19 protein-coding genes are annotated in these 22999 nt (G+C 42.5%); 5 read left to right on the plus strand and 14 right to left on the minus strand.

The annotated features are described in order from the left end of the window. Position 1: 1 nt before the first annotated feature. Entirely contained in the window at positions 2-643 is a 642-nt protein-coding gene (locus tag MAS10914_RS0127460; RefSeq protein WP_017319156.1) for a microcompartments protein, read from the minus strand. Between the two features lie 348 nt (positions 644-991). Between MAS10914_RS0127460 and MAS10914_RS0127465 the strand changes: the two genes are divergently transcribed. Next, positions 992-1999 carry a zinc-dependent alcohol dehydrogenase family protein gene (locus MAS10914_RS0127465; protein WP_017319157.1) on the plus strand — a complete coding sequence of 336 codons (1008 nt, stop codon included), beginning with the start codon at positions 992-994 and terminating at the stop codon, positions 1997-1999. Between the two features lie 113 nt (positions 2000-2112). Here MAS10914_RS0127465 and ilvN read toward each other — a convergent pair whose 3' ends face one another. Both ilvN and MAS10914_RS0127475 read right to left on the minus strand, forming a co-directional pair. Then, positions 2113-2634, minus strand: coding sequence for an acetolactate synthase small subunit (gene ilvN, locus MAS10914_RS0127470; RefSeq protein ID WP_017319158.1), 522 nt, complete (start codon positions 2632-2634; stop codon positions 2113-2115). 119 nt (positions 2635-2753) lie between these two features. Further along, positions 2754-3356, minus strand: coding sequence for a molybdenum cofactor guanylyltransferase (locus MAS10914_RS0127475; protein WP_017319159.1), 603 nt, complete (start codon positions 3354-3356; stop codon positions 2754-2756). A gap of 375 nt (positions 3357-3731) precedes the next feature. Here MAS10914_RS0127475 and MAS10914_RS32355 point away from each other — a divergent pair, with 375 nt between their 5' ends. Both MAS10914_RS32355 and MAS10914_RS31255 read left to right on the plus strand, forming a co-directional pair. Next, positions 3732-5942: a sensor histidine kinase gene (locus MAS10914_RS32355; RefSeq protein ID WP_017319161.1), complete on the plus strand. Its 2211-nt coding sequence runs from the start codon at positions 3732-3734 to the stop codon at positions 5940-5942. Positions 5943-6248: 306 nt separating this feature from the next. Further along, positions 6249-7502 (plus strand): hybrid sensor histidine kinase/response regulator, encoded by a 1254-nt coding sequence (locus MAS10914_RS31255; protein ID WP_051151171.1) that lies wholly within the window; start codon positions 6249-6251, stop codon positions 7500-7502. Here the strand turns inward: MAS10914_RS31255 and MAS10914_RS0127495 are convergent. Continuing rightward, on the minus strand, positions 7461-8879 hold the full coding sequence (locus MAS10914_RS0127495; protein WP_026082859.1) for a sensor histidine kinase: 1419 nt from the start codon (positions 8877-8879) through the stop codon (positions 7461-7463). The genes MAS10914_RS31255 and MAS10914_RS0127495 overlap by 42 nt on opposite strands. Positions 8880-8965: 86 nt before the next feature. Then, a complete protein-coding gene (locus MAS10914_RS0127500) occupies positions 8966-9682 on the minus strand; it encodes a DUF4079 domain-containing protein (RefSeq protein ID WP_017319164.1) in 717 nt (238 codons plus the stop codon). A 420-nt stretch (positions 9683-10102) separates the two neighbouring features. On the opposite strand from MAS10914_RS0127500, the gene MAS10914_RS0127505 reads away from it, so the two are divergent. Both MAS10914_RS0127505 and MAS10914_RS0127510 read left to right on the plus strand, forming a co-directional pair. Then, positions 10103-11155, plus strand: a complete 1053-nt coding sequence (locus MAS10914_RS0127505; protein ID WP_198015060.1) for a DMT family transporter — start codon at positions 10103-10105, stop codon at positions 11153-11155. 2 nt (positions 11156-11157) lie between these two features. After that, positions 11158-13455, plus strand: a complete 2298-nt coding sequence (locus tag MAS10914_RS0127510) for a glycosyltransferase family 2 protein (RefSeq protein WP_017319166.1) — start codon at positions 11158-11160, stop codon at positions 13453-13455. A gap of 178 nt (positions 13456-13633) precedes the next feature. Here MAS10914_RS0127510 and MAS10914_RS0127515 read toward each other — a convergent pair whose 3' ends face one another. From MAS10914_RS0127515 to MAS10914_RS0127550, 9 genes are all read right to left on the minus strand, one after another. Continuing rightward, positions 13634-15157, minus strand: a complete 1524-nt coding sequence (locus tag MAS10914_RS0127515; protein WP_017319167.1) for a glycosyltransferase family 39 protein — start codon at positions 15155-15157, stop codon at positions 13634-13636. A gap of 212 nt (positions 15158-15369) precedes the next feature. Then, entirely contained in the window at positions 15370-17013 is a 1644-nt protein-coding gene (locus MAS10914_RS0127520; RefSeq protein ID WP_017319168.1) for a glycosyltransferase family 39 protein, read from the minus strand. 494 nt (positions 17014-17507) lie between these two features. Next, positions 17508-18431 (minus strand): NAD(+) kinase, encoded by a 924-nt coding sequence (locus MAS10914_RS0127525; protein ID WP_017319169.1) that lies wholly within the window; start codon positions 18429-18431, stop codon positions 17508-17510. Between the two features lie 4 nt (positions 18432-18435). Continuing rightward, on the minus strand, positions 18436-18741 hold the full coding sequence (nuoK, locus tag MAS10914_RS0127530; protein ID WP_017319170.1) for an NADH-quinone oxidoreductase subunit NuoK: 306 nt from the start codon (positions 18739-18741) through the stop codon (positions 18436-18438). A 121-nt stretch (positions 18742-18862) separates the two neighbouring features. Beyond that, positions 18863-19474, minus strand: coding sequence for an NADH-quinone oxidoreductase subunit J (locus MAS10914_RS0127535; RefSeq protein ID WP_017319171.1), 612 nt, complete (start codon positions 19472-19474; stop codon positions 18863-18865). 141 nt (positions 19475-19615) lie between these two features. After that, positions 19616-20197 carry an NAD(P)H-quinone oxidoreductase subunit I gene (gene ndhI, locus MAS10914_RS0127540; protein WP_017319172.1) on the minus strand — a complete coding sequence of 194 codons (582 nt, stop codon included), beginning with the start codon at positions 20195-20197 and terminating at the stop codon, positions 19616-19618. A 72-nt stretch (positions 20198-20269) separates the two neighbouring features. Then, on the minus strand, positions 20270-21388 hold the full coding sequence (gene nuoH, locus MAS10914_RS0127545) for an NADH-quinone oxidoreductase subunit NuoH (RefSeq protein WP_017319173.1): 1119 nt from the start codon (positions 21386-21388) through the stop codon (positions 20270-20272). A gap of 200 nt (positions 21389-21588) precedes the next feature. Further along, complete coding sequence (locus tag MAS10914_RS36325) at positions 21589-21714, minus strand: hypothetical protein (RefSeq protein WP_269635084.1); 126 nt, start codon at positions 21712-21714, stop codon at positions 21589-21591. Positions 21715-21761: 47 nt separating this feature from the next. Beyond that, entirely contained in the window at positions 21762-22898 is a 1137-nt protein-coding gene (locus tag MAS10914_RS0127550; RefSeq protein ID WP_017319174.1) for a citrate synthase, read from the minus strand. Positions 22899-22999 lie beyond the last annotated feature (101 nt).

Below are 22999 nucleotides of genomic sequence, written 5' to 3' on the forward strand. Positions count from 1 at the left end.
TTTACTCCTGACGCCTACTCTGGGGATTTATCCGACCGGCGACACTTTCAATCGCCGTTAATGCTCCCTGAGCACCTGCAAGAATATCCCGTTCTTGTCCACCTAAATAAAGCCGTCCAAAGCTGCCTACAGGTTGAACAGCAAGGATGTTTATCGCCGCCGCTTTCTCTGCTTCATTCGCAGCCAGTGCGGCATAAGCAGCAGGCTCAACTTCTAGTACATACAGCGTTTGTCCTGCCAGTAGCATTTGTCCCCGGTTCGTGCGATTGAGAAGTTGTGCTTGGTAAGCATCAATGTTGCGGATAATCTGGTTAGAAACGACACGCGGTTTGAGACATTCGTCTTTTTTGACTCCTAGTGTCGCCAAAATGGCTTGACCAGCAGCTCGCGTTTCGCCTTGGGAACTAGAATGAATTTCCAATAAACCGTACAGCCGTTCGACCACCAGTGCTCCCGGACGGACAGAAGCAGCTTTGAGTGCTACATCCGTAATCCGATTAATTTCAATACCAGGAGAGATTTCAATCCACAGCGATGAATCTCCTGGTAATGGCAAGAAACCTTGGGCTACTGTTCCCATATATGCTGCATGTTGAGGTTGCAGGCTGTCGAGAAATACAAAACTGCGTAGTTCTATTCCCAAGGTGAGGCTCTCCAGTCATAAGGGGAAAAGTTATCTATTGCAATATATGAATATGAGCGTAACTTTAAACTACCATAAGGCTAGGTGGATGCCTAAGCTAGGTAGGGGTAATTCATGAATTGCCCCTAGTGTGTATTGCATCTAAAGGAGAACCGCTATAGGACTTTAGCAGGGACGCACTACAGGTGGGAAGGAGTGCGATCATTTCTCGTCTTCTTTTCTTAACATTAGAATGATCGCCCCTTTCCTCTGTTGGTTAGCATTTTGGCGGTTCAAAAAAAGCGAGATCGCCCTTTGCGGTAAATTGTCAGATGCAAGTACCAAGCTGAATTCACACTAGGAGGAGTTATGAAAGCAGTTTTAATGACAGCAGCTGGCAGTCCCGAAGTTCTGCAAGTGCAAGATATACCAAACCCTGCAGTTCCTCTGGGAGAGAGTGAACTTTTGGTACGCTTACACGCAGCTGGCATTAATCCCATAGACACCAAACTTCGTAAACGTGGCACCTTCTACCCTGATAAAATGCCTGCCATTTTGGGATGTGATGGTGCAGGTGTTGTCGAGGCTGTGGGTGCTGGCGTTCAAAAATTTCGCGTAGGCGATGAAGTCTATTTTTGTAACGGTGGCTTGGGTGGACACCAAGGCAATTATGCAGAGTATACAACTATTGATGAGCGGTTTGTCGCCCGTAAACCTGCTTCTGTATCCTTTGCAGAAGCAGCAGCTGCGCCGTTGGTATTAATCACAGCCTGGGAAGCTTTATACGAACGGGGACGCTTGGAACCAGGAGAACGGGTACTCATTCATGCAGGTGCTGGTGGCGTTGGTCATGTAGCTATTCAACTGGCGAAGCTCAAAGGTGCTGATGTCTGCACGACTGTCAGTAGTCAGGAGAAAGCTGATTTTGTTCAAAAACTTGGTGCTGACCATCTCATTTTCTACAAAGAAACAGACTTTGTGCAAGCAGCACTAGATTGGACTAACGGGGAAGGTGTAGATTTAGCTTTTGACACCATAGGCGGAGAGACTTTTCATAAAACTTTTCCAGCGGTGCGAGTTTATGGCGACATAGTCACAATTTTAGAACCAGACGCCAATACAGTTTGGAAAGCTGCTAGATTGCGTAATCTTCGCATCGGCTTGGAATTAATGCTGACACCAATGTTGCAAGGAATTGTAGAAGCGCAGCAGCACCAGGCAGAAATTTTAGAACAGTGTGCTCAATGGATTGATGCAGGGAAATTGAAAATTCAAGTTAGCAACACATTCTCATTAAAAGAAGCAGCTAAAGCTCATCATTTGCTTGAAACTGGGTCAGTGACGGGTAAAATTGTTCTGCTGATTGGAGAGAAATGAGAAGCAATTAAATTGTTTTTTTTTATACAAAAAAAATCACACAAATAGCCGTCACCCGCGCATGGTGCGGCTACACAGATAAAAGCTGCCTACGCAGCCTTAGGTGGAATTCCTCACGAAACTTTAGCTTCCAAAGACTTCAGCAACTCAGTATTCACACCCGACTCACGAGTCAAAGCAATTTTGCCAGTGCGAGCGATTTCTCTAAGACCAAATTTTTGCAGTACCTGTACGATCGCCACCATCTTACCTGGATCTCCTACAACTTCCAGGGTAAGAGAATCTTCTGCCACGTCTACGACTCTCGCCCGGAAAATCTGAGCTATTTCGACAATTTCTGAACGGGTGCTGCTGGTGGCATTCACCTTGAGCAACATTAATTCTCGCTCGACGCTGGGAATTTCCGTAACGTCCTGCACCTTCAAAACGTTGATGAGCTTGTATAGTTGCTTGGTGAGTTGCTCAATAACGCGGTCATCACCAGGTATAACCATCGTAATCCGAGAAATTCCTGGTTGTTCAGCAGGACCAACAGCAAGGCTTTCTATATTAAAACCACGACGGGCAAATAAGCCAGAAATACGGGAAAGAACTCCCGCTTCATCTTCTACAAGTACGGATAAGGTATGTTTCATCTTCGCCGACAGAGGCTAGAGGGAGTATCTTATTTGTACAGACAGTAATTGATCGCTGCGCTACACGTACTGCCACACAAAATTGAAATTATAGTCTCCTATTTTAACTGATTTTGCACTTAAATTTGAGATAAGTCTTTTGGCGTATTACAGTTAAAAAGCATTTCTGGGTGTGGCAAGGGTAATGCTTGCACAGAATGTTGGTTCAGCCACTCTTGAAAAGAGCGCCCCCCTTGGTTAATAAACTCAATCAATGTGGGTAAACAGCGACGGTGGTAGAAACCGCACAGGGGTTCCCATCCTTTATCATGTTCAACTAAGGCAGCGATCGCCTCATCCTCCACACTATCGAGGGCAGCCGCCCATTCTTGCAACACCTCAAGGCGCAACTTGGGTAAATCGCAAGCTAGCAGCAACACCCACTCTGTTTGCACATACGCTAATCCTTGGGCAAATCCAATCAGGGGTCCGTGCGGTAGTCCTTCGCTACCAGTTTCATTAAACCAAGGCATTTCCTGGATAAACTGGACTTTAGGCGGTAGCAAATGTTGGTACCGCTCCTGCCAAGGTGTGACCACGTAGACCTTATTAGTACAACTTTCAGCAATCCTACAAACCAACTGTAACAGAGGTACGCCTTGAATTGGAATCAAGGCTTTATCCCGACCCATGCGAGAACTCCTACCCCCTGCTAACACAATTGCAGTTAAGTCATTAGTCATTACTTATTAATCACATACTTGGGTGAAGACCTCCCCGCATCCTGACTCCAACGTCTCCAATCAATCTTACACGTGCCAGCCTCTGCAAGCTTCTTTTCTCCCTCTATCATACTCTCTTCCTCTGTGTCCTCTGTGGTTCATTAGTGTTTGTGCTCATTCCAAAGCAGCTTAACAACAAGCTAGTAGCTAGATATTATTAGGTTGCTACACTAGGAAGTATGCAACTAAGCTAGTGCTATGGTTTTTTCAGGAGGAATGACAAGTCGTTGATATCCTGGAGATTCTACTGCTGGCAAAAGCTCCTCATGTTTAATAACATAAATAATCTTTACTTTTTTACTAGCTGCTTATTTGCTGCTTTAGTGCGAGTCTTAAATGAGAAAACTATCAGAAAAAGTTATCACAGGCAGTTTTAGCTTGGCACTGCTACTGTTGTGTGGAGTAGGCGTAGCTTCCTATCAAAGCCTGCAACAGTTTCAAAAAGATAAGCAATCGCTAATCCATACTTATCAAGTTTTGGCAACCCTGGATAAAGTGGACGATGGACTCCTTGCTGCCGAAAGTGGACGACGAGCTTATATTCTCACTGGAAAGGCAGATTATCTGGAAACATATGCAGCAGATAAGCAGAAGGTTTATCAAAATTTGAAAGCTTTGCGGCTCCTAACTCAAGATAACGCCAACCAACAACGCCGACTTGATACACTGGAACCCCTAAGTGCTAAAAGATTTGTATCTCTTGATCGTTCGCTCAGCTTGTATAACCAAAATAAATTAGATCTAGCAACTCAAATTGCAATTACAGATCAAGGCAGGGAGATACGAACACAACTGTTGGCAATTCGTCAAGCAATGGAAGCTGAGGAAGAAAGTTTATTACAACGGCGGACAATATTGACAGATAAGAGTGTGAATCAATTTGTTGTAGTAATGAGTATTGGCTATTGCCTGAGTTTCATACTTTTGGTGATAGTTTATTGGCTACTGCAAAAGCAAATTCACGTCAATAAGACGTTGTCTGAAGAAGCTATGCGCTTGGAACAGCAAGCGGCAAAGGCACGACTAGCAAAGATTTTAGAGAGTATCACTGATGCCTTTATTGCCTTAGATCGCAACTGGTGCTATACCTATGTCAATCAAAAGGCAGGAGAACTTTTAAACCACAAGCCAGAAGAGTTGATTGGCAAAAATATTTGGGAAGAATTCCCTGAAGGTGTAGGAAAGGAGTTCTATCAAGCCTATCACCAAGCTGTAGAAGAACAGCGAATGATTGAATTAGAACAATATTATCCATCGTGGGAAGGCTGGTTTGAAAGTCGCATCTACCCTTCAGAAGAGGGAATTTCCGTATTCTTTCAAGACTTCACCCCTCGGAAATTGGCAGAAATTGCTCTAGAACAAAGCGAAAGACGATACCGCTCGTTAGTGCTTGCGACCTCTCAGGCTGTTTGGATTACTGATGCTCAAGGAAAGGTAGACAAAGATATTCCATTGTGGAGAGCTTTGACTGGGCAACGTGAAGCAGAAGTCAAGGGATGGGGTTGGCTAGATCGAGTTCATCCCAGAGATTGGGAGCGTACAAAACATCTGTGGAATTTGGCAGTTGCAACTCAAGGTATTTATCAAACTGAGCATCGCGTGCAGGTGCAAGATGGCACTTACCGATATTTCTTGATGCGTGGAGTTCCCGTGTTGAATGCCGAAGGGCAGATTGTAGAATGGGTTGGCACTCATACCGATATCACAGAGCGCAAACTTGCCGAATACACACTGGAACAGGCAAATGAGGCACTGGAAATCAAAGTCCAACAGCGGACAGCAGAACTACAAAGACTGAATGAATATCTAAAAAGCTCGAACCAACAACTAGAGCAATTTGCCTACGTAGCTTCCCACGATTTGCAAGAGCCACTGCGAGCAGTGACAGGCTATACCCAACTGTTGGAGGTGGAATATCAAGACCGTTTCGATGACTCTGCCAAAAAGTACATGACTGAAATTGTGGATGGGGCAAAGCGAATGCAGCACTTGATACAAGACTTGCTAGCATATTCGCGTATTGGGACTCGTGGTAAGGAATTTGCTCTCACAGACTGCAATGCCGTACTAACTCAGGTACTTAAGAATTTGCAGCTCGCGATCGCCCAGAGCAACGCCATCATCACCCAAGATCCTTTGCCAAATGTACTAGCAGACAAAACCCAACTGTTGCAATTGTTCCAAAATCTTATCGGGAACGCCATCAAGTTCCGTCGTGAGGAACCACCCCAAATTCATATTGGCGTAGTCAGGGGAACTGGGGGAGTAGAGGGAGAAAATACTCCCCCATCTTCCCCTACTCTCCACACCCTATCAGAAAACGAAGTTCTTTTCTGGATCAGGGATAACGGCATCGGCATTAAGCCCCAGTATCTAGAACGCATTTTTGAGATTTTCCGACGGCTGCATACCAGACGAGAATTTCCCGGTACAGGTATTGGTCTAGCTGTCTGTAAAAAAATTGTTGAGCGACACGGTGGTAGCATTTGGGCTGAATCTGAGCCAGGAGTGGGAACGACGTTTTATTTCACTCTCCGGGTAAGTTAAACTATAGCGTGTGTGTACCATATACTCCCATCATTAGAATTATTATTATTAATAATGAATTAATATTTATTGACCTACAGTGGAGAAAGCATTGTGAGTAAAGTATCCGTGTCAGTAAAATGTGGGAGTGGGACATTTTAAATCTTTGATTTGCAACCTTAGCTGAAAAACTACAAAGTTAAGAGCTTTGTTGAAAAAATCAGGTGGATATACCAATTCCCTTGATTTTCTCAAGATATGAGATACCCTATTGTTGACCTTGGCGAGAGTGAAACGGTTGAGCTGGCAAAACTATATAATTTTCTTATGAAGAATAGAAAAATTCACATTCTTCTAGTGGAAGATAGCGCTTATGATGCTTGCCTGCTATGCCAGATATTCACCCGCAATGGTTATGAAGAATGGCAGATGGCGCATGTGGAGCAGCTGAATGAGGCAATTGACGCTTGCATATCAACATCAAGTCTCCTTTTGGAGAAAAGTTCGTCACAAACGTCACAAACCAGATATCAACGCAGATTTGATGTCGTTTTATTAGACCTGAGCCTGCCAGATTCTTTTGGACTGGACACAGTAAAAGAATTCCGAAAAGCAGTACCTAATATTCCCGTTGTGGTGTTATCACGGCTTGATAATGAAGAATTGGCGTTGCAAGCACTAGCAGAAGGAGCTCAGGACTATATCGTTAAAGACCAAATAACAATTCAAGTGCTAGTGCGTGCAATTCGCTACGCTATTCAAAGAGGACAAATTTTCAACCAGTTATGGGCAAGTGAACAACGCACTCGTGAAGCGCTAGCAAAGGAACAGGAACTCAATCAATTAAAGTCAAACTTTGTGGCAATGGTTTCCCACGAGTTTCGCACTCCTATAAGTATCATTCGCACATCTACGGAGCTACTTGCCAACTATAATCCTCAACTGACTGAAGAGCGGAGAGCTAAATACTTTCAGCGAATTCAAGTTTCTATTAACCAGATGGTTCAACTTTTAGATGAAGTTTTGTTCCTTAGTAAAACTGAAGCTGAGAAAGTTGCATACCAACCAGCCCTCTTAGATTTAAAAAATTTCTGCCAGGAACTCGCAGAAATTCTTCAACTTAATTTAGGCGGTCAGCGCAATATTGTCTTTAGCTGCCAGGGAGAATGCACGCCAGCGAAAATGGATGAAAAACTGTTAAGTTGCATCTTCACCAATATACTCTCCAATGCAATCAAATACTCTTTTCCAGACAGCACAATTTACTTTGATTTGAGCTGCCAGGATGGGATAGCAACTTTCCGGGTACAAGACCAAGGGTTAGGCATTCCTCTCAAAGACCAAGCTCGTCTGTTTGAAAGCTTCTATCGTGCTAGGAATGTAGGTAAAATTCAAGGCACAGGGCTGGGACTTGTTATTGTGAAAAAGTGTGTGGCTCTTCATAGGGGTGAGATTCAAATAGAAAGTGAAGAGGGAGTGGGAACAACTGTTACGGTGAGACTACCAATACACCCACCGACGAAGAAACATTTGTCGCAATTAAATAGGCAAAATCACGGTAAACACGCTCCCTTCTCCTAATTTGGAGAGTACCTTCACATCACCCCCCATCCCCTCTACAAGAGTCTTGACTATCGACAAACCCAAACCACTACCACCAGTAGTATGGTTACGGGCTTCATCTACGCGGTAAAATCGCTCAAAAATGCGCGACTGATGTTGCAGAGGTATTCCATAACCCTGGTCGCAAACTTGAAGAATTGCTTGCTGCCCTTGCTGATTTAACTTTAAAATTATTGGGGTATTAGGTTCAGAATACTTAACAGCATTGTCAATTAAATTGAGTAACACTTGTTTGAGACGGTTATAGTCTACTTTTGCTTTAAGAGGAGAAGTATTTTCTTCAATTTGAATTGTCCTTTCACTATACTTTTTTGCCATCCCGACAACTTCCGCAACTAAATCATTTAATACGCAAGATTGTATGTGAAAATGAAAGTAACCACTATCTGCCCGTGCTAAATCAAGTAAATCTTGCAAGAGACGGATGGTGTGTTTAGCTTCTGATGAGGCAGTTTCTAAAGCTTCTTGTTGGGTTGGTGTTAAATTATTCTGTCTTCGTAATACGCTTTGCAAGTAACCATGTACAATCGTTAATGGTGTACGTAACTCGTGAGAAACATTGCTGACAAATTCTTGCTCCTGCTCCCAAGATTGAGAGAGGCGAGATAACAGCATATTAAAAGTTTGAGCTAATTCTTTAACTTCACTTGGTGGGTTATCAAGATGCAACTGCACTTGTGCTAAATCTTTTGCGGAAATGACTTCCGTCATTTGACTAAGTTGACGCAAAGGGTGTAGGGAACGTTTAATATAATATGCAAGTGCAAATGTGATGACAATAATGACTAAAATACTAGCAATCCACAAAGTCCGCACCATTGCCAAAAACATTGTCTGGTCACGGGTAATATCTTGCACCACGAACAGCATTCCTAGTACCTTACCCTGTACTTGTAAAGAGCCACCATATAAAACAAAGTAGTGTTGTCCCGCTTTGTAAACTTCAGGTTTTATCGGCATTTCGCTCTTAGACATTAACTCAGCTACTGTAGAATTCGAGAGAGAATTCCAATTTGGAGATTGCGCCACTACTTTCCGTGCTGGATTTTTTACCCATAAGAATGTCTTGGTGTTAGTCAAGTTATTAATTGCCTTTTGTAACCCAGTTTCTGGTAGCATCATTTCACTATAAAGTCCTACATCCTGTGGTAAGCGTGCAGCAATTTGTTCGATATGATTTTTATGACTATCAATCAAAATTTGCTGCATTCTCCAACTCGTCCAGATAGCGATGCTACCATTACCTATGGCTGAAACTGTAGCAATACCAATCGTTAGCCGTAACCTTAATGAAAATAAATCAATATTTCTCCAAATTTGCCTGGTTTTATTCACCTGTAACTTTACGGTAGTAAGGAGCGAAAAATCAAAAGTTAAGAGTTAAGAGTGTGGTTGACTCATCACCCAGAACTCATAACTCTTTATTTAGGTTGAGGATTTGGTGTAGGACAAGTTTTATTAACAAAATCGCACTGATAAATGTAAGGTTCCTGCCAACTTAAGGGAATTTCTAGCAAATCTCGCGTTCCTGTCATCCCTTGTCCAATAAAAAGTAACAAGGCGACGCAGTTTAAAATTGTGTGGACGATTCGCCAACGATTCGACCTATCTTTATAAATATCAGGAACAATTGCTAGGGAAAAAATCATCAGCAAGGCTGCAATAATGCCAAAGTAGTAATGAGACCAATACCACTCATTTGTACGGCGAAACACCCCATCTTGACAACCGAGAATTACTAGACCTGTACCAGTTAAAGTGGCAAAAATTCCTCGCCAGCGGGCTTGTTTAGCTCGATAAAGTAATACTAAAGAGGCGATAGTAGCAGCAAACATCAAAAGAATAAAAACGAATTGGAAACTGTCTTTATTCCACAATTGCTCTTTGATAATATTTTTGCCAATTGGGTAAGCTAACCCTAGTAAAGCGAGTCCTACAACGGCACCCGTCAGCCAATTTCCTAATTGCCTGTGTTCTACCCCCACAACTGGGGGAATTTTACTTTTTCCAGAGTCGGCGGTTTGCAAGCGGCGCTGACGTGTAGCCCAAGCAAAGTTAACCACCATTCCAATTAGAGGAAAGACGAAAAAAACTGCAATAGCCGGATGGATAACACCGAGAAAATCTGCAAGTTCCATAAAATACCTGTTTGCACAAACTTGGTTTGACTCAAAAACTTTTCGCGTTTCTACAAAAGTACGAAGAAAAAATAAGTATAATTAAATACTCATTTCTGCATAGCCATTGGTCTGAAGTCCTCAAATCCATCTCTAAGGACAATTTAAACAGTCTTTCCAGAAGCTAAATGAATTTAGGCTGAGAATTTCTTGAAAACTAGCGCTGCTTTCCCAATGGAAATTTTTAATCCAATTTTCATCTTACAAGCACCATTTGCTTTTAAGCTTAATTCTTAAGGATAAACACTATTTACCAAATCTTAACAATTTGATATAAATAAATGGTTGTGGAAACTCCGCTAACTCTCCGTTGTTGAATGTTTTTTATTAACCATGCAACTTTTAAGCCTAAAACAATACAGGAAAGAGTGAATAATTATGATGGAGACACTAAGCAAAATATTTAATTTTGTCAATAGAAACTCCTCAAAAATGTATCTATGGTTAGCCATTCTTATTTTCGGCGCTGCTAATGCAATTACACGCAAGCTCACCGAAGTTGGTTCTCAACACTTAATTAATGGTAGAAACCCCATTTCTTTTTGCAATGTTTTATTTGTAGGAAATATTTGTGCGTTGCTGATGCTGATTCTTATATATCGGCGACAGTTAAATATTTTTAATCTCAAACAAGTGTCTTGGCAAAATTGGATTGGTTTAAGTGTGGCGGCGGTTCTTTCAGGGGCGCTAGCACCTGGTTTAATTTTCAATGCTCTTTCTCAGACTATGGTGACAAATGTTGTCTTAATAGGACGCATTGAAACTCCCTTAACTCTTGCACTATCTTTTTTGTTGCTTAAAGAAGAAGTTAATATTTGGATAGTTTCTGGTGCCATTGTTTCCCTCCTGGGGGTCGCCTTCACAGTATTCCTGCAAATTTTATGGGAAAACATGATGAGTTCCAGTAATTTTTTTACTGTGGGCGTAGGAGAAATAATGGTAGCAGGAGGAGCGGTCGCTCTAGCTATTTCAACAATTATCACTAAGACTCGTTTACAGCAAGTTCCTCTAGGAATTTTTAGTGTATTTCGGACGATTTTAGGAACAATAGTATTTTTTTGTATTGTTTTATATCTCTATGGAAGTCAACACTTTATAGATGTCTTTTCTCCTTTTTTATGGCAATGGATAATAATTTACAGTGCGGTTATAGTTGTATTTGGTCAGTTATGTTGGTTTACTAGTTTAAAGAATTCTTCGGCATCAGAGGTTTCATTAGCTAGTTCCTTTAACCCCATAGCAGGCATATTTGCAGCATATTTCATTTTAGGAGAAGTGCCTACCATAGCTCAATATATTGGCGGGGCTTTTGTGTTGATTGGTATCTTTTTAAGCCAGATAGGTATTGGGCGTCAAACGGCTTTTCATAGAACCCAGAATAGAGTCACTTCTCCTCAACAAATGGATGAGCGGTGTGGTTTTAAAGGAGTGTAAAAATGACAAGTACACAGTTTGAAAAAAAGAATTTAAGTCGTCTTATTCGTCAACTACGTTTACTTAAGAGACTTCGTTATAAGTCGCTTCAATTACGAAAAGCCACACTGTATTTATTGAGTATCGTTTTTCTATTTAGCATCATCATAGCAGCATGGTTTGCTGGTGAAGACACAATTAGCGAAATTTTTTCTCAGATTCATATCTTACAAGAAAACCCACCAATATGGCTAGAAGTGCCAATGGTGAAGGGATATTTACTAGCACCAACGGTTGCACTGTTGCTCTCTGTGCTACTGGTGATGAAAATTTCTCCTCAGCCCCGTGTTTGGTCCCGGCGGCTAGTTGTAGGAATTTTAATTATCCTAACTTTAAGGTATATTCTGTGGCGATCGCTCTCTACTTTGAATCTTGTCAACCCACTCAATGGAGTCTTTAGTATAGGGTTCTTATTGCTGGAAATGTTAATGCTATTTGGTGGCACTATCCAGCTATTTCTCATGTTAAATGTCAAAGACCGTTGTCGTGAAGCAGATGAGAAATCAGTAGCTGTTATTAATGGTCATTTTGTTCCATCTGTTGATATTTTAATACCAACATACAATGAACCCGCTTTTATTCTTCGACGCACAATTATCGGTTGCCAAGCCTTAGAATATGCCAATAAAAAAATTTACCTTTTGGATGATACAAGGCGTCCAGAAATCAAAAAATTAGCGCTGAAGTTAGGGTGTGAGTATGTCATACGACCAGACAACAGGTATGCCAAAGCAGGAAATTTAAATTATGCTATTGCCAAAACTGATGGAGAGTTCATTGTTGTTTTTGATGCTGATTTTGTTCCTACTAAAAACTTTCTGACTCGCACAGTTGGATTCTTTCAAGATCAGAAAGTAGCGCTGGTGCAGACTCCTCAAAGCTTTTACAATGCTGACCCTGTCGCCCGTAATTTGGGTTTGGAAAATATTCTTACAGCAGACGAAGAAGTTTTTTATCGCCAAACTCAAACTATTAAGGATGGCGCAGGTAGTGTTGTTTGTTGTGGGACTTCCTTTGTTGTTCGCCGCAGCGCACTTTTAACAGCAGGAGGCTTTGTCACAGAGTCTTTAAGTGAAGATTACTTCACGGGAATTCGTTTGTCTGCTAAAGGCTATCGTTTGCTTTATCTCAATGAAAAACTTAGCGCTGGTTTAGCAGCAGACAACATTGCTGCCTATGCAACTCAAAGATTCCGGTGGGCACGAGGTACACTTCAAGCATTTTTTATTGAGTCTAATCCTTTAACAATTCCTGGACTAAGCCTTATTCAAAGGTTAGCTCATTTAGAAGGATTGGTGCATTGGTTTGGCACCATCTCTCGCGTTTATTTTCTCCTCATGCCTTTAGCTTATTCATTTTTAGGCGTGATTCCTATTCGGTCAAATATAGCAGAATTATTGTATTTTTTCCTGCCTTACTACCTTGTTAATTTAACTGTATTTACGTGGTTAAATCACCAATCGCGTTCTGCTTTTCTCTCTGATATTTACTCTGTCTTGCTATGTGTTCCCACAGCACTGACTGTAATACAAGTCATGCTGAATCCTTTTTCTAAAGGGTTTAAAGTAACACCAAAAGGAACAGCGAGTGACAGATTTTATTTCAACTGGAAGCTCGCCTTACCTCTCATTCTTTTGTTTATCGCTAATGCCTTGAGTTTGTGCCAAATTCTCGGGATGTGTATTAACAAAGGTGCCTGGACTTCCACAGTCTCTTCAGAAGTTACTCTCCAAATTAAAGGTATCAGCCTAGGTTGGGTGTGGAGTGCCTATAATTTGATTATGCTTGGGATTTCCCTGCTGATTCTGCTGGATGCTCCCAAACCAGACGTTTATGAATGGTTTGATTTACGGCGAGTTGTACGCTTAAGTATTGGCAAGCAGAGTTTTTGGGGAGTGACTACAATCATTTCTGAAGTGGGTGCCGAAGTTGCTGTGACTCAAAATCCTCCCACTGATTTATTCAAAAATACGCTTGTCAAACTAGAAATTGTAGAGGAAGATTTACAGCTTGAAGCACATATTGTTCGCACTGGTTTTAAAGATGAATTTCCTACCGTGCGTCTCAGGTTTGATTCAGTCAATTTGAGTCAACATCGTCGTCTTGTGGAAATGTTATTTTGTCGTCCGGGACAGTGGAAGCGCAACAATACACCAGGAGAATTTAGTTCGTTATTGTTGATATTGAGAATTTTTTTGAAACCGCAAATTCTGTTTAATAGAAAAGTGGATGTGAGGGCAGTTGCTGTTTCTAAAGTGTAGGTTACGCGTCCACAGATTAGAAGTCTTTAGATTTCTTGCAAAAATCGCGATAGGGAGGTTCCCTCCGTTGTAGCAACTGCCGTGCAGATGTACGCAGATAAAAACATATAATTTATCTGTGTGCATCTGTGTTTATCTGTGGTTCATATTCCAAAAAATTGACTTAGGCAAGAGGCTTTCATTTCTTAATCTGCCAAAGTCTCCCCTCTGGAAAGACTTGCACAATCTTTCCTTGTTCTGGCTTCAGACTCTCAATAAATTTTTTGGAGGGTCGAAACACAAAAGGTTCTACACTGTTTGGGAGTAGAGATTTGACATTTTCTAATTGTGGGGGTTGACTCAGCAGCAGCAGTGAGACATTGTCATGCAGCAGGTAGCTCATAGAAATCAAATCTCCTGTGTTTGTGTAGTCATCGCCAATTTCGCTAATAACTACTGGAGACGAAGTATCATTTATACGCCGAACAACTTCAGCATTGAAATAGCTCAAATCTGTGTTCCACCAGCTCTCAGAGAAAGCACTGACTGTAGAGGATGCGATCGCGCCTGTCATAAGTAGCAGCATAACACCGCGCCAGATTTGGCGTCTATGCAGAATCTTAGTTGCCAGTAAGTAAGCAACAGCGAGTTGTATTCCTGGGTAGCAGGATATCAGGTAGCGGCTGACAGCAGAGCGTTTTCCTCCTAACAATAAATCTGGCAGAACTAACATGAGAAAAGGTACAAAAATTGAAGTCAGGATAAACAGCCAGGTTGTCTGACTCGTGCAACGGCATACTGTATATATTGCTATTCCTATTATTAGGATAATTAGCAACCGCAGCAGGTAAGTCCAAACACTATCAAATCCAAGATCTAAGTCTAAAAACAGCGAACTAAAACTGAGAATCCACAACTTTACTAGATAGATGAATTCCACATTGACCTTAGTCCAATCTGTGGTAGCAGATGCACGTTGATGATTAGTAACCAGTACAATTAACCAGGGAGTATAGAGAAAGAGCGAGCAGGCAATTGCCAAAAAAAATTTGAGCAGTGCTTGCAAAGCTTTTGGTGCTTTTTGCTTTTTTCCTATTATTAGGAACAGCAGGATATACGCTCCCTGAGCAATAATTGTTAGACCAAAAAAGGGATGGGTATACCAACCTACGGTGTTTGCCAAGGTATATAACCCCCAGTTTCGCCATGTTGATAAACGTAAAGCCCTGAGTAGCAAAAAATTACTACCAATAACAGTAGCAGTCAACAAACTGTACTGCCTTGCCGTTTGAGCAAACAGGATATCAAAGGGGGATATAGCTATTAGCGCTGTTGCCAGTATTGCTACTGTCTGCGAAGCAAACAGTTCTATTCCTAAAGCATAGATGAAAGGTAATGCCAACAGGCTAAATAAAACTGGCAATATCCGCGATGCGGTCAGCGAACTGCCAAAACCTTGCATCCAAAACCGTGCTATCAAAAAGTACAAAGGTGGATGCTGCGGGTCTTCAACCGCTAGAGACTTAATTGTGTCTGCTGCAGTACTCCCAGGTTTTAGGTGCTGATACTTCTGCAATTGTGGTGCTGGAATTATGCGATTTTGAAAAATTTCTTGGTCGATTTCATCACGTGTGAAGCCTGCTGCTCGCATAGATGTGTAGACTTCATCATGCCAGTAAACTTTTTTATTAAGATTAAAAAAGTGAAAAAATACACCCACCATTAATAGGAAGATAATGAAAAATATTAACCATCTTGAAGCGAGTCTTGAAGGCTTAATCAAAAGGTTCTCCAGAAGTTTTTTTAATTACCTAATGACTTAATAAGTTAATTTGATAAGGAAACTTGAAAGATCGATTTTTATTGACAATCTTCTTAAGAAAATTAGATATAAAGCAATATATTAACCTTAAATTTCTCTTTTTAAAGAGAACCTTAATATTTGCCATATATTAACTTAATGTTACACGCTAAAGTATACTTTTTAGTCAAAGGCTTTGCCAGTTTCCAGAGGGAGTAATATTTGTTACTATAGACTCTATTGATTTTAGACTTATACTTATTTTCGATTCCCTGACGTAAGGTTCTTGAGGGATTGAGTAAAAAAACATCAGTGAACCCTTTAGGAATTTTGGGAATATTTCTATCCTTCATCAACAGAAACCGCACTTTTGGCTCCACAAGGTAACTCAAAGAAAAAACATTTCCATAATTAATGCCAAAAGAATCACTAATCAACAGCGGACGAGAAGCCTGATTGATGATTTTGACAACTTGTGGATGACCATAACTAACGCCCTTATTCCACCAAGTTTCTCCTAGGGAACTCACTGCACAAGAAATCACACCACTCATAATCACCAGTACCAATATTGTCTGCCAAATTCTCCGGAGTAAAAGAATCCCATCATAGAGATGATAAGCAAAAAGGTACGCAACTGCTATTTTAATACCTAAATAAGAAGGTATTAAATACTGCTCTGCTGTTGATCGCGTCCCTCCAAAAATCAAATCTGGGAGCATTAAGGGTAGTGCGGGGACAGCAATTAATAACACGATAAATAACCATATTTTTGGGTGGGTTGTACGACAAAGAATATAAATTGAGTATCCCACCAGAATTAAAAAAATATAGCTAATTGAATAGCTGAAGGGATTTTCTGAGCCAAAGTTAAAATCAAAAAAAATCCGGCTTAACTGAATTAGCCAAGTTTGAATTAAACTCAACGGTGACAATTTTCCAGTTGTCCCCGCTGTTTTACGCTGAAATTGCCACAGGTTGGTAAGAATCACTAAAATCCAAGGTGTAAAGGCTAAAAAGCCCGCAAGCGATGCCAGCGTATAAAGTTTGGCTTTCTTAGTCCAACGAAATCCTGTAGTTGTCATGACATAAATTCCATGAGCAACCGCTATGAATCCACTTAACAAAGATGTATAAAGACTGAGTGCTAAAGTGAGGGTATAAATTCCCCAGGTCAACATGCGATCTGGTATTCGCTGTTTTGATTCTAGTTGCAAAGCTTGCAGCAAAGAAGCGCTAGAGAGTAATATCGTGACTACCCAAAGAGTATATTCCCGTGCTTCCTGAGCGTAGATAAGATGAACTGGGGAGATGGCTATAAGTGCGATCGCCAAAAAAGGTACTGAAAACGGCACATTAAATAATTCTCGACACAGCCAATAAACGCAGGGAAACACTAGCAAACTAATAATGACAGACAAACTTCTAATAGCTGTAACCGAAGTGCCAAAGATTTGCGCCCACAATCGTGCTATGAGGTAATAAAGTGGGGGATGCTGAGGGTCTTCTATTGCTAAAGATTTGACTGTATCACCTAAACTTTTTTCAGGATTAATACGCTGGAATTTAGCAAAAGCTTCAGAGTTAATAACACGACCATTAAAAATTTGCCGCCTGACTTCTGTTGTTGTATAACCAGAAATCCGCAATGAGGTGTAAGTTTCATCGTGTCCATAAACTTTGTTGTCAAGGTTGAAGAAGCGAAAAAAGACACCTATCACCAACACGACGACAATTAGAAACCGCAACCAATTTGGAGCGAGTTTGAGATGGCGCATAACCTGGTTTCTGTACTTTTATTATGTTGCAACCAAAGCTGAGGAGCGAATTGTAATAAACAACACTATTACAGGTAAAATTTTCTCTGTGAATGTTTAGCCTTAGCATACCATGCCAGTCATGCGGACTTTTTCCGGTGCTTCCTGGGAATCAAAGGTAAGTTAGTGTCTCTCCATAAGAGTCGGAAACCACATATATGTCTCCGGTACGGCACCAGTCAACAATTAGGGGTGTAAGGGTGTAGGGGTGTAGGGGGAAGAAGTAAAATCCTTAATAGATCCAGCGATGTTGATAGAGGTAGAAGTGGATGCAATTTATGTGGATGATCGTGGGTATTGAAAAGTGAAAGTGGGACAAAATTGTAGGGGCGAACGTCGGTTCGCCCCTACATATCTATCGCGGAGAACATATTGAGAGAAAAAGCTCTACTAAGGAACGCGAAAGCTACTCTAAGAGTGCAAATTAAGAAGGGATGAGGATATAGTCATTACACTCAATTAGAGTGACTGGCACTACTGTAACGAATCCTTGTTCCAGCCCACAGCAACTTCTCTCGCAGCGTCTGATAATACGAGTTGTTCTCACGTAAAATAATAAATTTAGCCCGACAATCGGTCATCCGCACATCAACACGATGTCCGGGCCAAATAGAAGTCGCTAAGACCCCATCCATCCACAACTTGGTACTCAAATCGTAATCGCCTAAGGGCCAAACGCTGACAACGGAACCAGGAGGTAAGACGAGGGGACGACTCGAAAGACTCATCGGACAAATGGGAGTAATGGTAATCGCTTCCATACCATCATGTATTATCGGACCATTCGCAGACACAGTGTAACCCGTGGAACCAGTGGGCGTAGAAATAATCAACCCGTCCCCCTGATATTGATCGACGACCTCACCATCAATTTCCATCTCTAAAATTGACGTAATCATGCGGTCAGCAGAAGCGGGTCTGACAGACATTTCATTTAACGCGAGGTAACGTTCAGATACTGGTTCCAAACTCGTGCTATTCCCCTCGAACACTGCGGCTTGCAACATCATCCGCCGCTGAATAGCATAACGGTCTTCAAACAGCCGATCCCAAACTCGTTCTGTGTCCTGAAATTCTTCTACTGACTCAGTTAAAAACCCCAGATGACCTCCCACGTTCACTGCGAGTATTGGGATGCCAGCTGGGGCTAGATGTCTTGCACCAGTTAAAACAGTACCGTCACCACCAAGTACCAAAGCGAGATCTATTGGTTGCCCTGCTGAAGCCAAAAACACCGGATATGGGTTATCTTTCGGTCCACTTGGTCCCATCAAAACCTGGCATTGGCGATGTTCTAGTTGCTTAGCACAGATTTCTGCCCAGCGTTTGCTTTGGGAATCTCGTGCTTTGTAAGCAATGATGACTTGCTTGAGATCCACAGAATTACCACTTCAGGAGATTAAACTGCTCCATATCGACAGTATCGCGGTTGCGATAAATGGCAAGCACGATCGCCAAACCTACCGCCGCCTCAGCTGCCGCTACGGTGATTACAAATACGGTGAATACCTGACCCTTGATTTCTGTTGAGTCTAGGAAGTTAGAAAATGCCATTAAATTCAGGTTAACGGCATTAAGCAGCAACTCTATTGACATCAGCACTCTTACAGCATTGCGGCTGGTAATTAAGCCATAAATGCCGATGCAAAATAAAGCCGCTGCGAGTAATAAAAAGTACTGGATTTGCATGAATCTTGCTAAGTGTTAGTTGTTGGTTGTTAGTTGTTGGTTGTTGGTTGTTAGTTGTTAGTTGATAGCTGTTGGTTGCCTACTAACTACTACCAACTACCCACTAACTAATGAGATGAGATTACTGAATATTGCGGCTAGATTCGCCTACCGATACCAGTTCTCTAGGACGTTCTGGTAACGTCAAAACTTGCTGTTGTTCTGGGGAAATGACCTGTTCGGGCAGATACTCGCGACGTGCCAAAATGATTGCGCCTACCATTGCCATCAACAGCAAAACGGAAGCTAGTTCAAAAGGCAGTAAAAAGTCAGTGAAAAAATGTTGACCAATTAAAACAATGGTGTTGTCCGGAGGCGTAGCAGTAGATAGTGACCAAGGAGTTACTAACACCATCGTACTCAAAAGTGCAAATAATCCTAGACTGACTACAGCTGTAAGTGCTTTGCGTACCCAAGCCGTGGGAAAGGGTGCAAAAGCTTCCCTCTTGTTTACCAGCATAATGGCAAACAAAATCAACACGTTCACTGCGCCAACATAAATGAGCAACTGTGCTGCTGCTACAAAGTCAGCATTTAGCAACAGGTACAACCCGGATATGCTGACAAATACACCTCCTAGCATAAAGGCTGAATAGACGACGTTGTCAAACAGCACCACACCCAGTGCTGTCCCAATCAACATCACTGCCAGTATGCCAAAAGAAACAATCTGTACTCCTTCCGCTAGATTCACTGTTTTTTGTCCTCAGTCAGTTGTTAGTTGTACAGACGCGACGCCAGTCGCCGACTCGCCATGGCGCGTCTGTACATTTCTTATTTGTTAGTAGTTAGTAGTTAGTAGCACCACTAACGACTAACCACTACCCACTACCATTTATTTTTCTTGCTCTACAAGGTCTTCTGGACGCGCCCCTGGGCGAGGTGCATCAGCAGGCAAGCCGTGGGGGTTCATGACGCCCTTGGGTAAATAAACCAGTTCGCGTAACGGCGTGACCATGGGATCGTTCGTGACCTTGTAAGGCAAACGACCAAGCGCCACGCTGTCGTAGTTCAATTCATGGCGTTCGTAAGTGGAAAGCTCGTAATCTTCTGTCATCGATAAACAGTTAGTTGGACAGTATTCCACACAGTTACCGCAGAAGATACAAACTCCAAAGTCGATGCTATAGTGATTGAGCTTTTTCTTTTTGCTTGCCTTGTCGAATTCCCAATCCACGACGGGCAGGTTGATCGGACAAACCCGAACACAAACTTCGCAGGCAATGCACTTATCAAACTCAAAGTGAATCCTACCGCGAAACCGTTCACTCGGAATCAGTTTCTCGTAAGGGTACTGCACGGTGACAGGACGCCGCCGCATATGGTCGAAGGTCACAGATAGACCCTGACCAATGTAACGACCAGCTTGCACCGCTTCTTTGGCGTAATCACCAACTTGCTTGAGGAACTTCAACATATCGTGTCTCTCTCTCTTTTTTGTCCTTTGTCCTTTGCCATTAGTCTCGTGAGTATTACTAATGACTAATGACTAACCACCGAAGGCAACGGGAAAGGCAAGTTTCAGGGCTGCAGTTAGTAGCAAGTTAACCAAACCAACAGGCAGCAAGAACTTCCATCCTAAATCTAGCAATTGGTCAATCCGAACCCGTGGCACTGTCCAGCGCAACAAGATTGCCAGAAAGATGAGGAAGTATGCTTTGAGTAAGGTCATGGTGATTCCCAAGGAGGCAGTGACAACCTGCAACACGGGATTTGTTTCGCTGACTCCCAAAGCGCCAGCTATTAAGTTGATGGGAATCGGAAAGTCCCAACCACCGAGGTACAAAACTGATACCAGCAGGGCAGAAAGTACTAGATTAACGTAGGAACTCAGGTAGAACAGAGCGAATTTCATGCCAGAGTATTCAGTCTGATAACCTGCTACCAGTTCCTCTTCTGCTTCCGGTAAATCAAAGGGCAGTCGTTCGCATTCAGCGAGGGCTGCTATCCAAAAGATGATGAAACCGACTGGTTGACGCCATACGTTCCAGCCCAGAATGCCGTAGCCAGATTGCTGTTCCACGATGTCGATGGTGCTGAGGCTATTGGACATCATAGCGATCGCCAGCACCGCCAGTGCCAAAGGAATTTCATAGCTAATTGACTGCGCTGCTGCCCGCAAACCTCCCAAGAGGGAGTATTTGTTATTGGATGCATAACCAGCCATCAATAAGCCAATGGGCTGAATGCTAGACAAAGCAATCCACAAGAAGACCCCCATCCCAACGTTTGTAATCACTAGATTCTGTCCAAAAGGCACAATCAAATAGGACACAAACACTGGCAGCACAACGATGATTGGACCGAGGGTAAACAGCACGCTGTCGGCCTTGGCTGGCACCACATCTTCTTTAAAAACGAGTTTGAGACCATCCGCTACAGGAGCCAGCAAACCCAAAGGACCAATGTATTCAGGACCAATCCGCTGCTGTGCTGCGGCGGAAATTTTCCGCTCTAGCCAAACGCAGGTCAACACCCCCACTGTGGCACCAATGATCATCAGGATCATCGGCAGTGGCATCCAAATCGCTTTGGCAGCATCAGATGGCAGTCCTAAATCCATGAGGGATTTAATAAAAGTTCCTTGCAGATCAATTCCTGAATTCATGTTTCCGCTCTTTAAGTCATCGACTCATAGTCATTTACAACTATCCACGCTTGCTAATAACTGTAAATTCACCCACTAATATCTCTGCCTAAGTCATGCAAAATTTAAGATTTTTTGCAATTCCCATGCTTAGTATATCGTTGCATGGGAATTGCCCCTTCAGCCAAAACTTGAATTTCTACTTATGGTCTTGATTGGGATTAGCTAATAAAACCCCCAGTCGTTGAGAGTTGGGGAAGTTGAGGAGTGGTGGAGTGGTGGAGTGGTGGAGTGGTGGAGTGGTGGAGTGGTGGCGGAGGTAACTCAAGAGTTACTCTTGTCACCATCTCCCTATCCCCCCTCTTCCCCTCTTCCCCTCTTCCCCTCCTCTTTTCTATCGCTGCTCAATGGGAATGTAAGGAATGTCGTGCTTCCCGTCGTAAACCTGGGAAGGACGGAAAATCCGGTTTTCTTCTAGCTGTTCTTTCCAATGGGCTAACCAACCGGCAACACGGGCGATCGCAAATATTGGTGTAAACAAATCTGTAGGAATTCCCAATTTCCTATACACCAAACCTGAATAATAGTCAACATTGGGATAAATTCCTTTATGCCCCAGTTTTTCCTCTACCACTCGTTCCATTTCTTGGGCAATGTCATAGTATTTGTCTTGCCCAAACTTGGCAAACAATTGTTCTGCGAGGTTTTGTAAAATGGTGGCGCGTGGGTCTTTCACCTTATACACGCGATGACCAAAGCCCATTATCTTGGCTTTGCGTTGCAAGCAATCCTCAAGATAGGGACGCACATTTTCCACAGAACCAATTTCTTCCAACATCTGAATCACTTCTTCGTTGGCTCCACCATGCAGGGGTCCTCCCAACGTTCCCACCGCACTAGCTACCACTGCGTATGGGTCAGTTAGCGTGGACGCTGTTACCCTAGCACTGAAGGTGGAGGCGTTCATTGTGTGTTCAGCATGAAGTATCAAGCAGATATCGAAAATTCGCGCCGCCAGTGGATCAGGTTCTTTCTCTTTGAGCATATACAGAAAGTTAGCGCAATAGTCCAAATCATCATGGGGGCGTACCGGATCGTTCCCTTTTCGCATCAACTGAAACGCCGCCACCATCGTCGGAATCTTTGCTATCAGGCGCACCACGGCGTTCCGAATGTAAATAGGGTTATCCAAGTCACGTCGCGAATAGAACAAGCCCAATGCAGCGGCAGAGGCTTGCAAGGCATCCATTGGGTGACCACTTTCAGGAAAGCACTTCATCATATCGCAAATGCGATATTTTATCCGCCTGTGATAGCGAACTTCATGCTCAAATGCTGCTAGTTCTTCCGATGTGGGCAACTCACCCCAGATTAAAAGATAAGCAGTTTCCAGAAATGTACTTTTTTCTGCTAATTCCTCAATTTGGATGCCACGATATTCCAATATTCCCTTTTGCCCATCAACATTACTAATACTGGATTGGGCAGCGGGAATGTCTTCCAAACCAGGCTTGAATTCGCACACCATCATGGCAACACCATCTGCTTTTTTGTGAAAGATTTTTTCAAGCTAAATTACCAGAAATTTTGGTCGCCATAACAGTATCGTTTTCCGAGACATTCTTGCAAAAA

The sequence above is a fragment of the Mastigocladopsis repens PCC 10914 genome (assembly GCF_000315565.1).
GTDB classification, from domain to species: Bacteria; Cyanobacteriota; Cyanobacteriia; order Cyanobacteriales; family Nostocaceae; genus Mastigocladopsis; species Mastigocladopsis repens.

Coding starts and splice junctions, on each gene's coding strand:
- MAS10914_RS0127465 (WP_017319157.1), top strand. CDS start 992: ATGAAAGCAGTTTTAATGACAGCAGCTGGCAGTCCCGAAGTTCTGCAA.
- ilvN (WP_017319158.1), bottom strand. CDS start 2,634: ATGAAACATACCTTATCCGTACTTGTAGAAGATGAAGCGGGAGTTCTT.
- MAS10914_RS0127475 (WP_017319159.1), bottom strand. CDS start 3,356: ATGACTAATGACTTAACTGCAATTGTGTTAGCAGGGGGTAGGAGTTCT.
- MAS10914_RS32355 (WP_017319161.1), top strand. CDS start 3,732: ATGAGAAAACTATCAGAAAAAGTTATCACAGGCAGTTTTAGCTTGGCA.
- MAS10914_RS31255 (WP_051151171.1), top strand. CDS start 6,249: ATGAAGAATAGAAAAATTCACATTCTTCTAGTGGAAGATAGCGCTTAT.
- MAS10914_RS0127500 (WP_017319164.1), bottom strand. CDS start 9,682: ATGGAACTTGCAGATTTTCTCGGTGTTATCCATCCGGCTATTGCAGTT.
- MAS10914_RS0127505 (WP_198015060.1), top strand. CDS start 10,103: ATGGAGACACTAAGCAAAATATTTAATTTTGTCAATAGAAACTCCTCA.
- MAS10914_RS0127510 (WP_017319166.1), top strand. CDS start 11,158: ATGACAAGTACACAGTTTGAAAAAAAGAATTTAAGTCGTCTTATTCGT.
- MAS10914_RS0127515 (WP_017319167.1), bottom strand. CDS start 15,157: ATGGTGGGTGTATTTTTTCACTTTTTTAATCTTAATAAAAAAGTTTAC.
- MAS10914_RS0127520 (WP_017319168.1), bottom strand. CDS start 17,013: ATGCGCCATCTCAAACTCGCTCCAAATTGGTTGCGGTTTCTAATTGTC.
- nuoK (WP_017319170.1), bottom strand. CDS start 18,741: ATGCAAATCCAGTACTTTTTATTACTCGCAGCGGCTTTATTTTGCATC.
- ndhI (WP_017319172.1), bottom strand. CDS start 20,197: ATGTTGAAGTTCCTCAAGCAAGTTGGTGATTACGCCAAAGAAGCGGTG.
- nuoH (WP_017319173.1), bottom strand. CDS start 21,388: ATGAATTCAGGAATTGATCTGCAAGGAACTTTTATTAAATCCCTCATG.
- MAS10914_RS36325 (WP_269635084.1), bottom strand. CDS start 21,714: ATGGTGACAAGAGTAACTCTTGAGTTACCTCCGCCACCACTCCACCAC.
- MAS10914_RS0127550 (WP_017319174.1), bottom strand. CDS start 22,898: ATGATGGTGTGCGAATTCAAGCCTGGTTTGGAAGACATTCCCGCTGCC.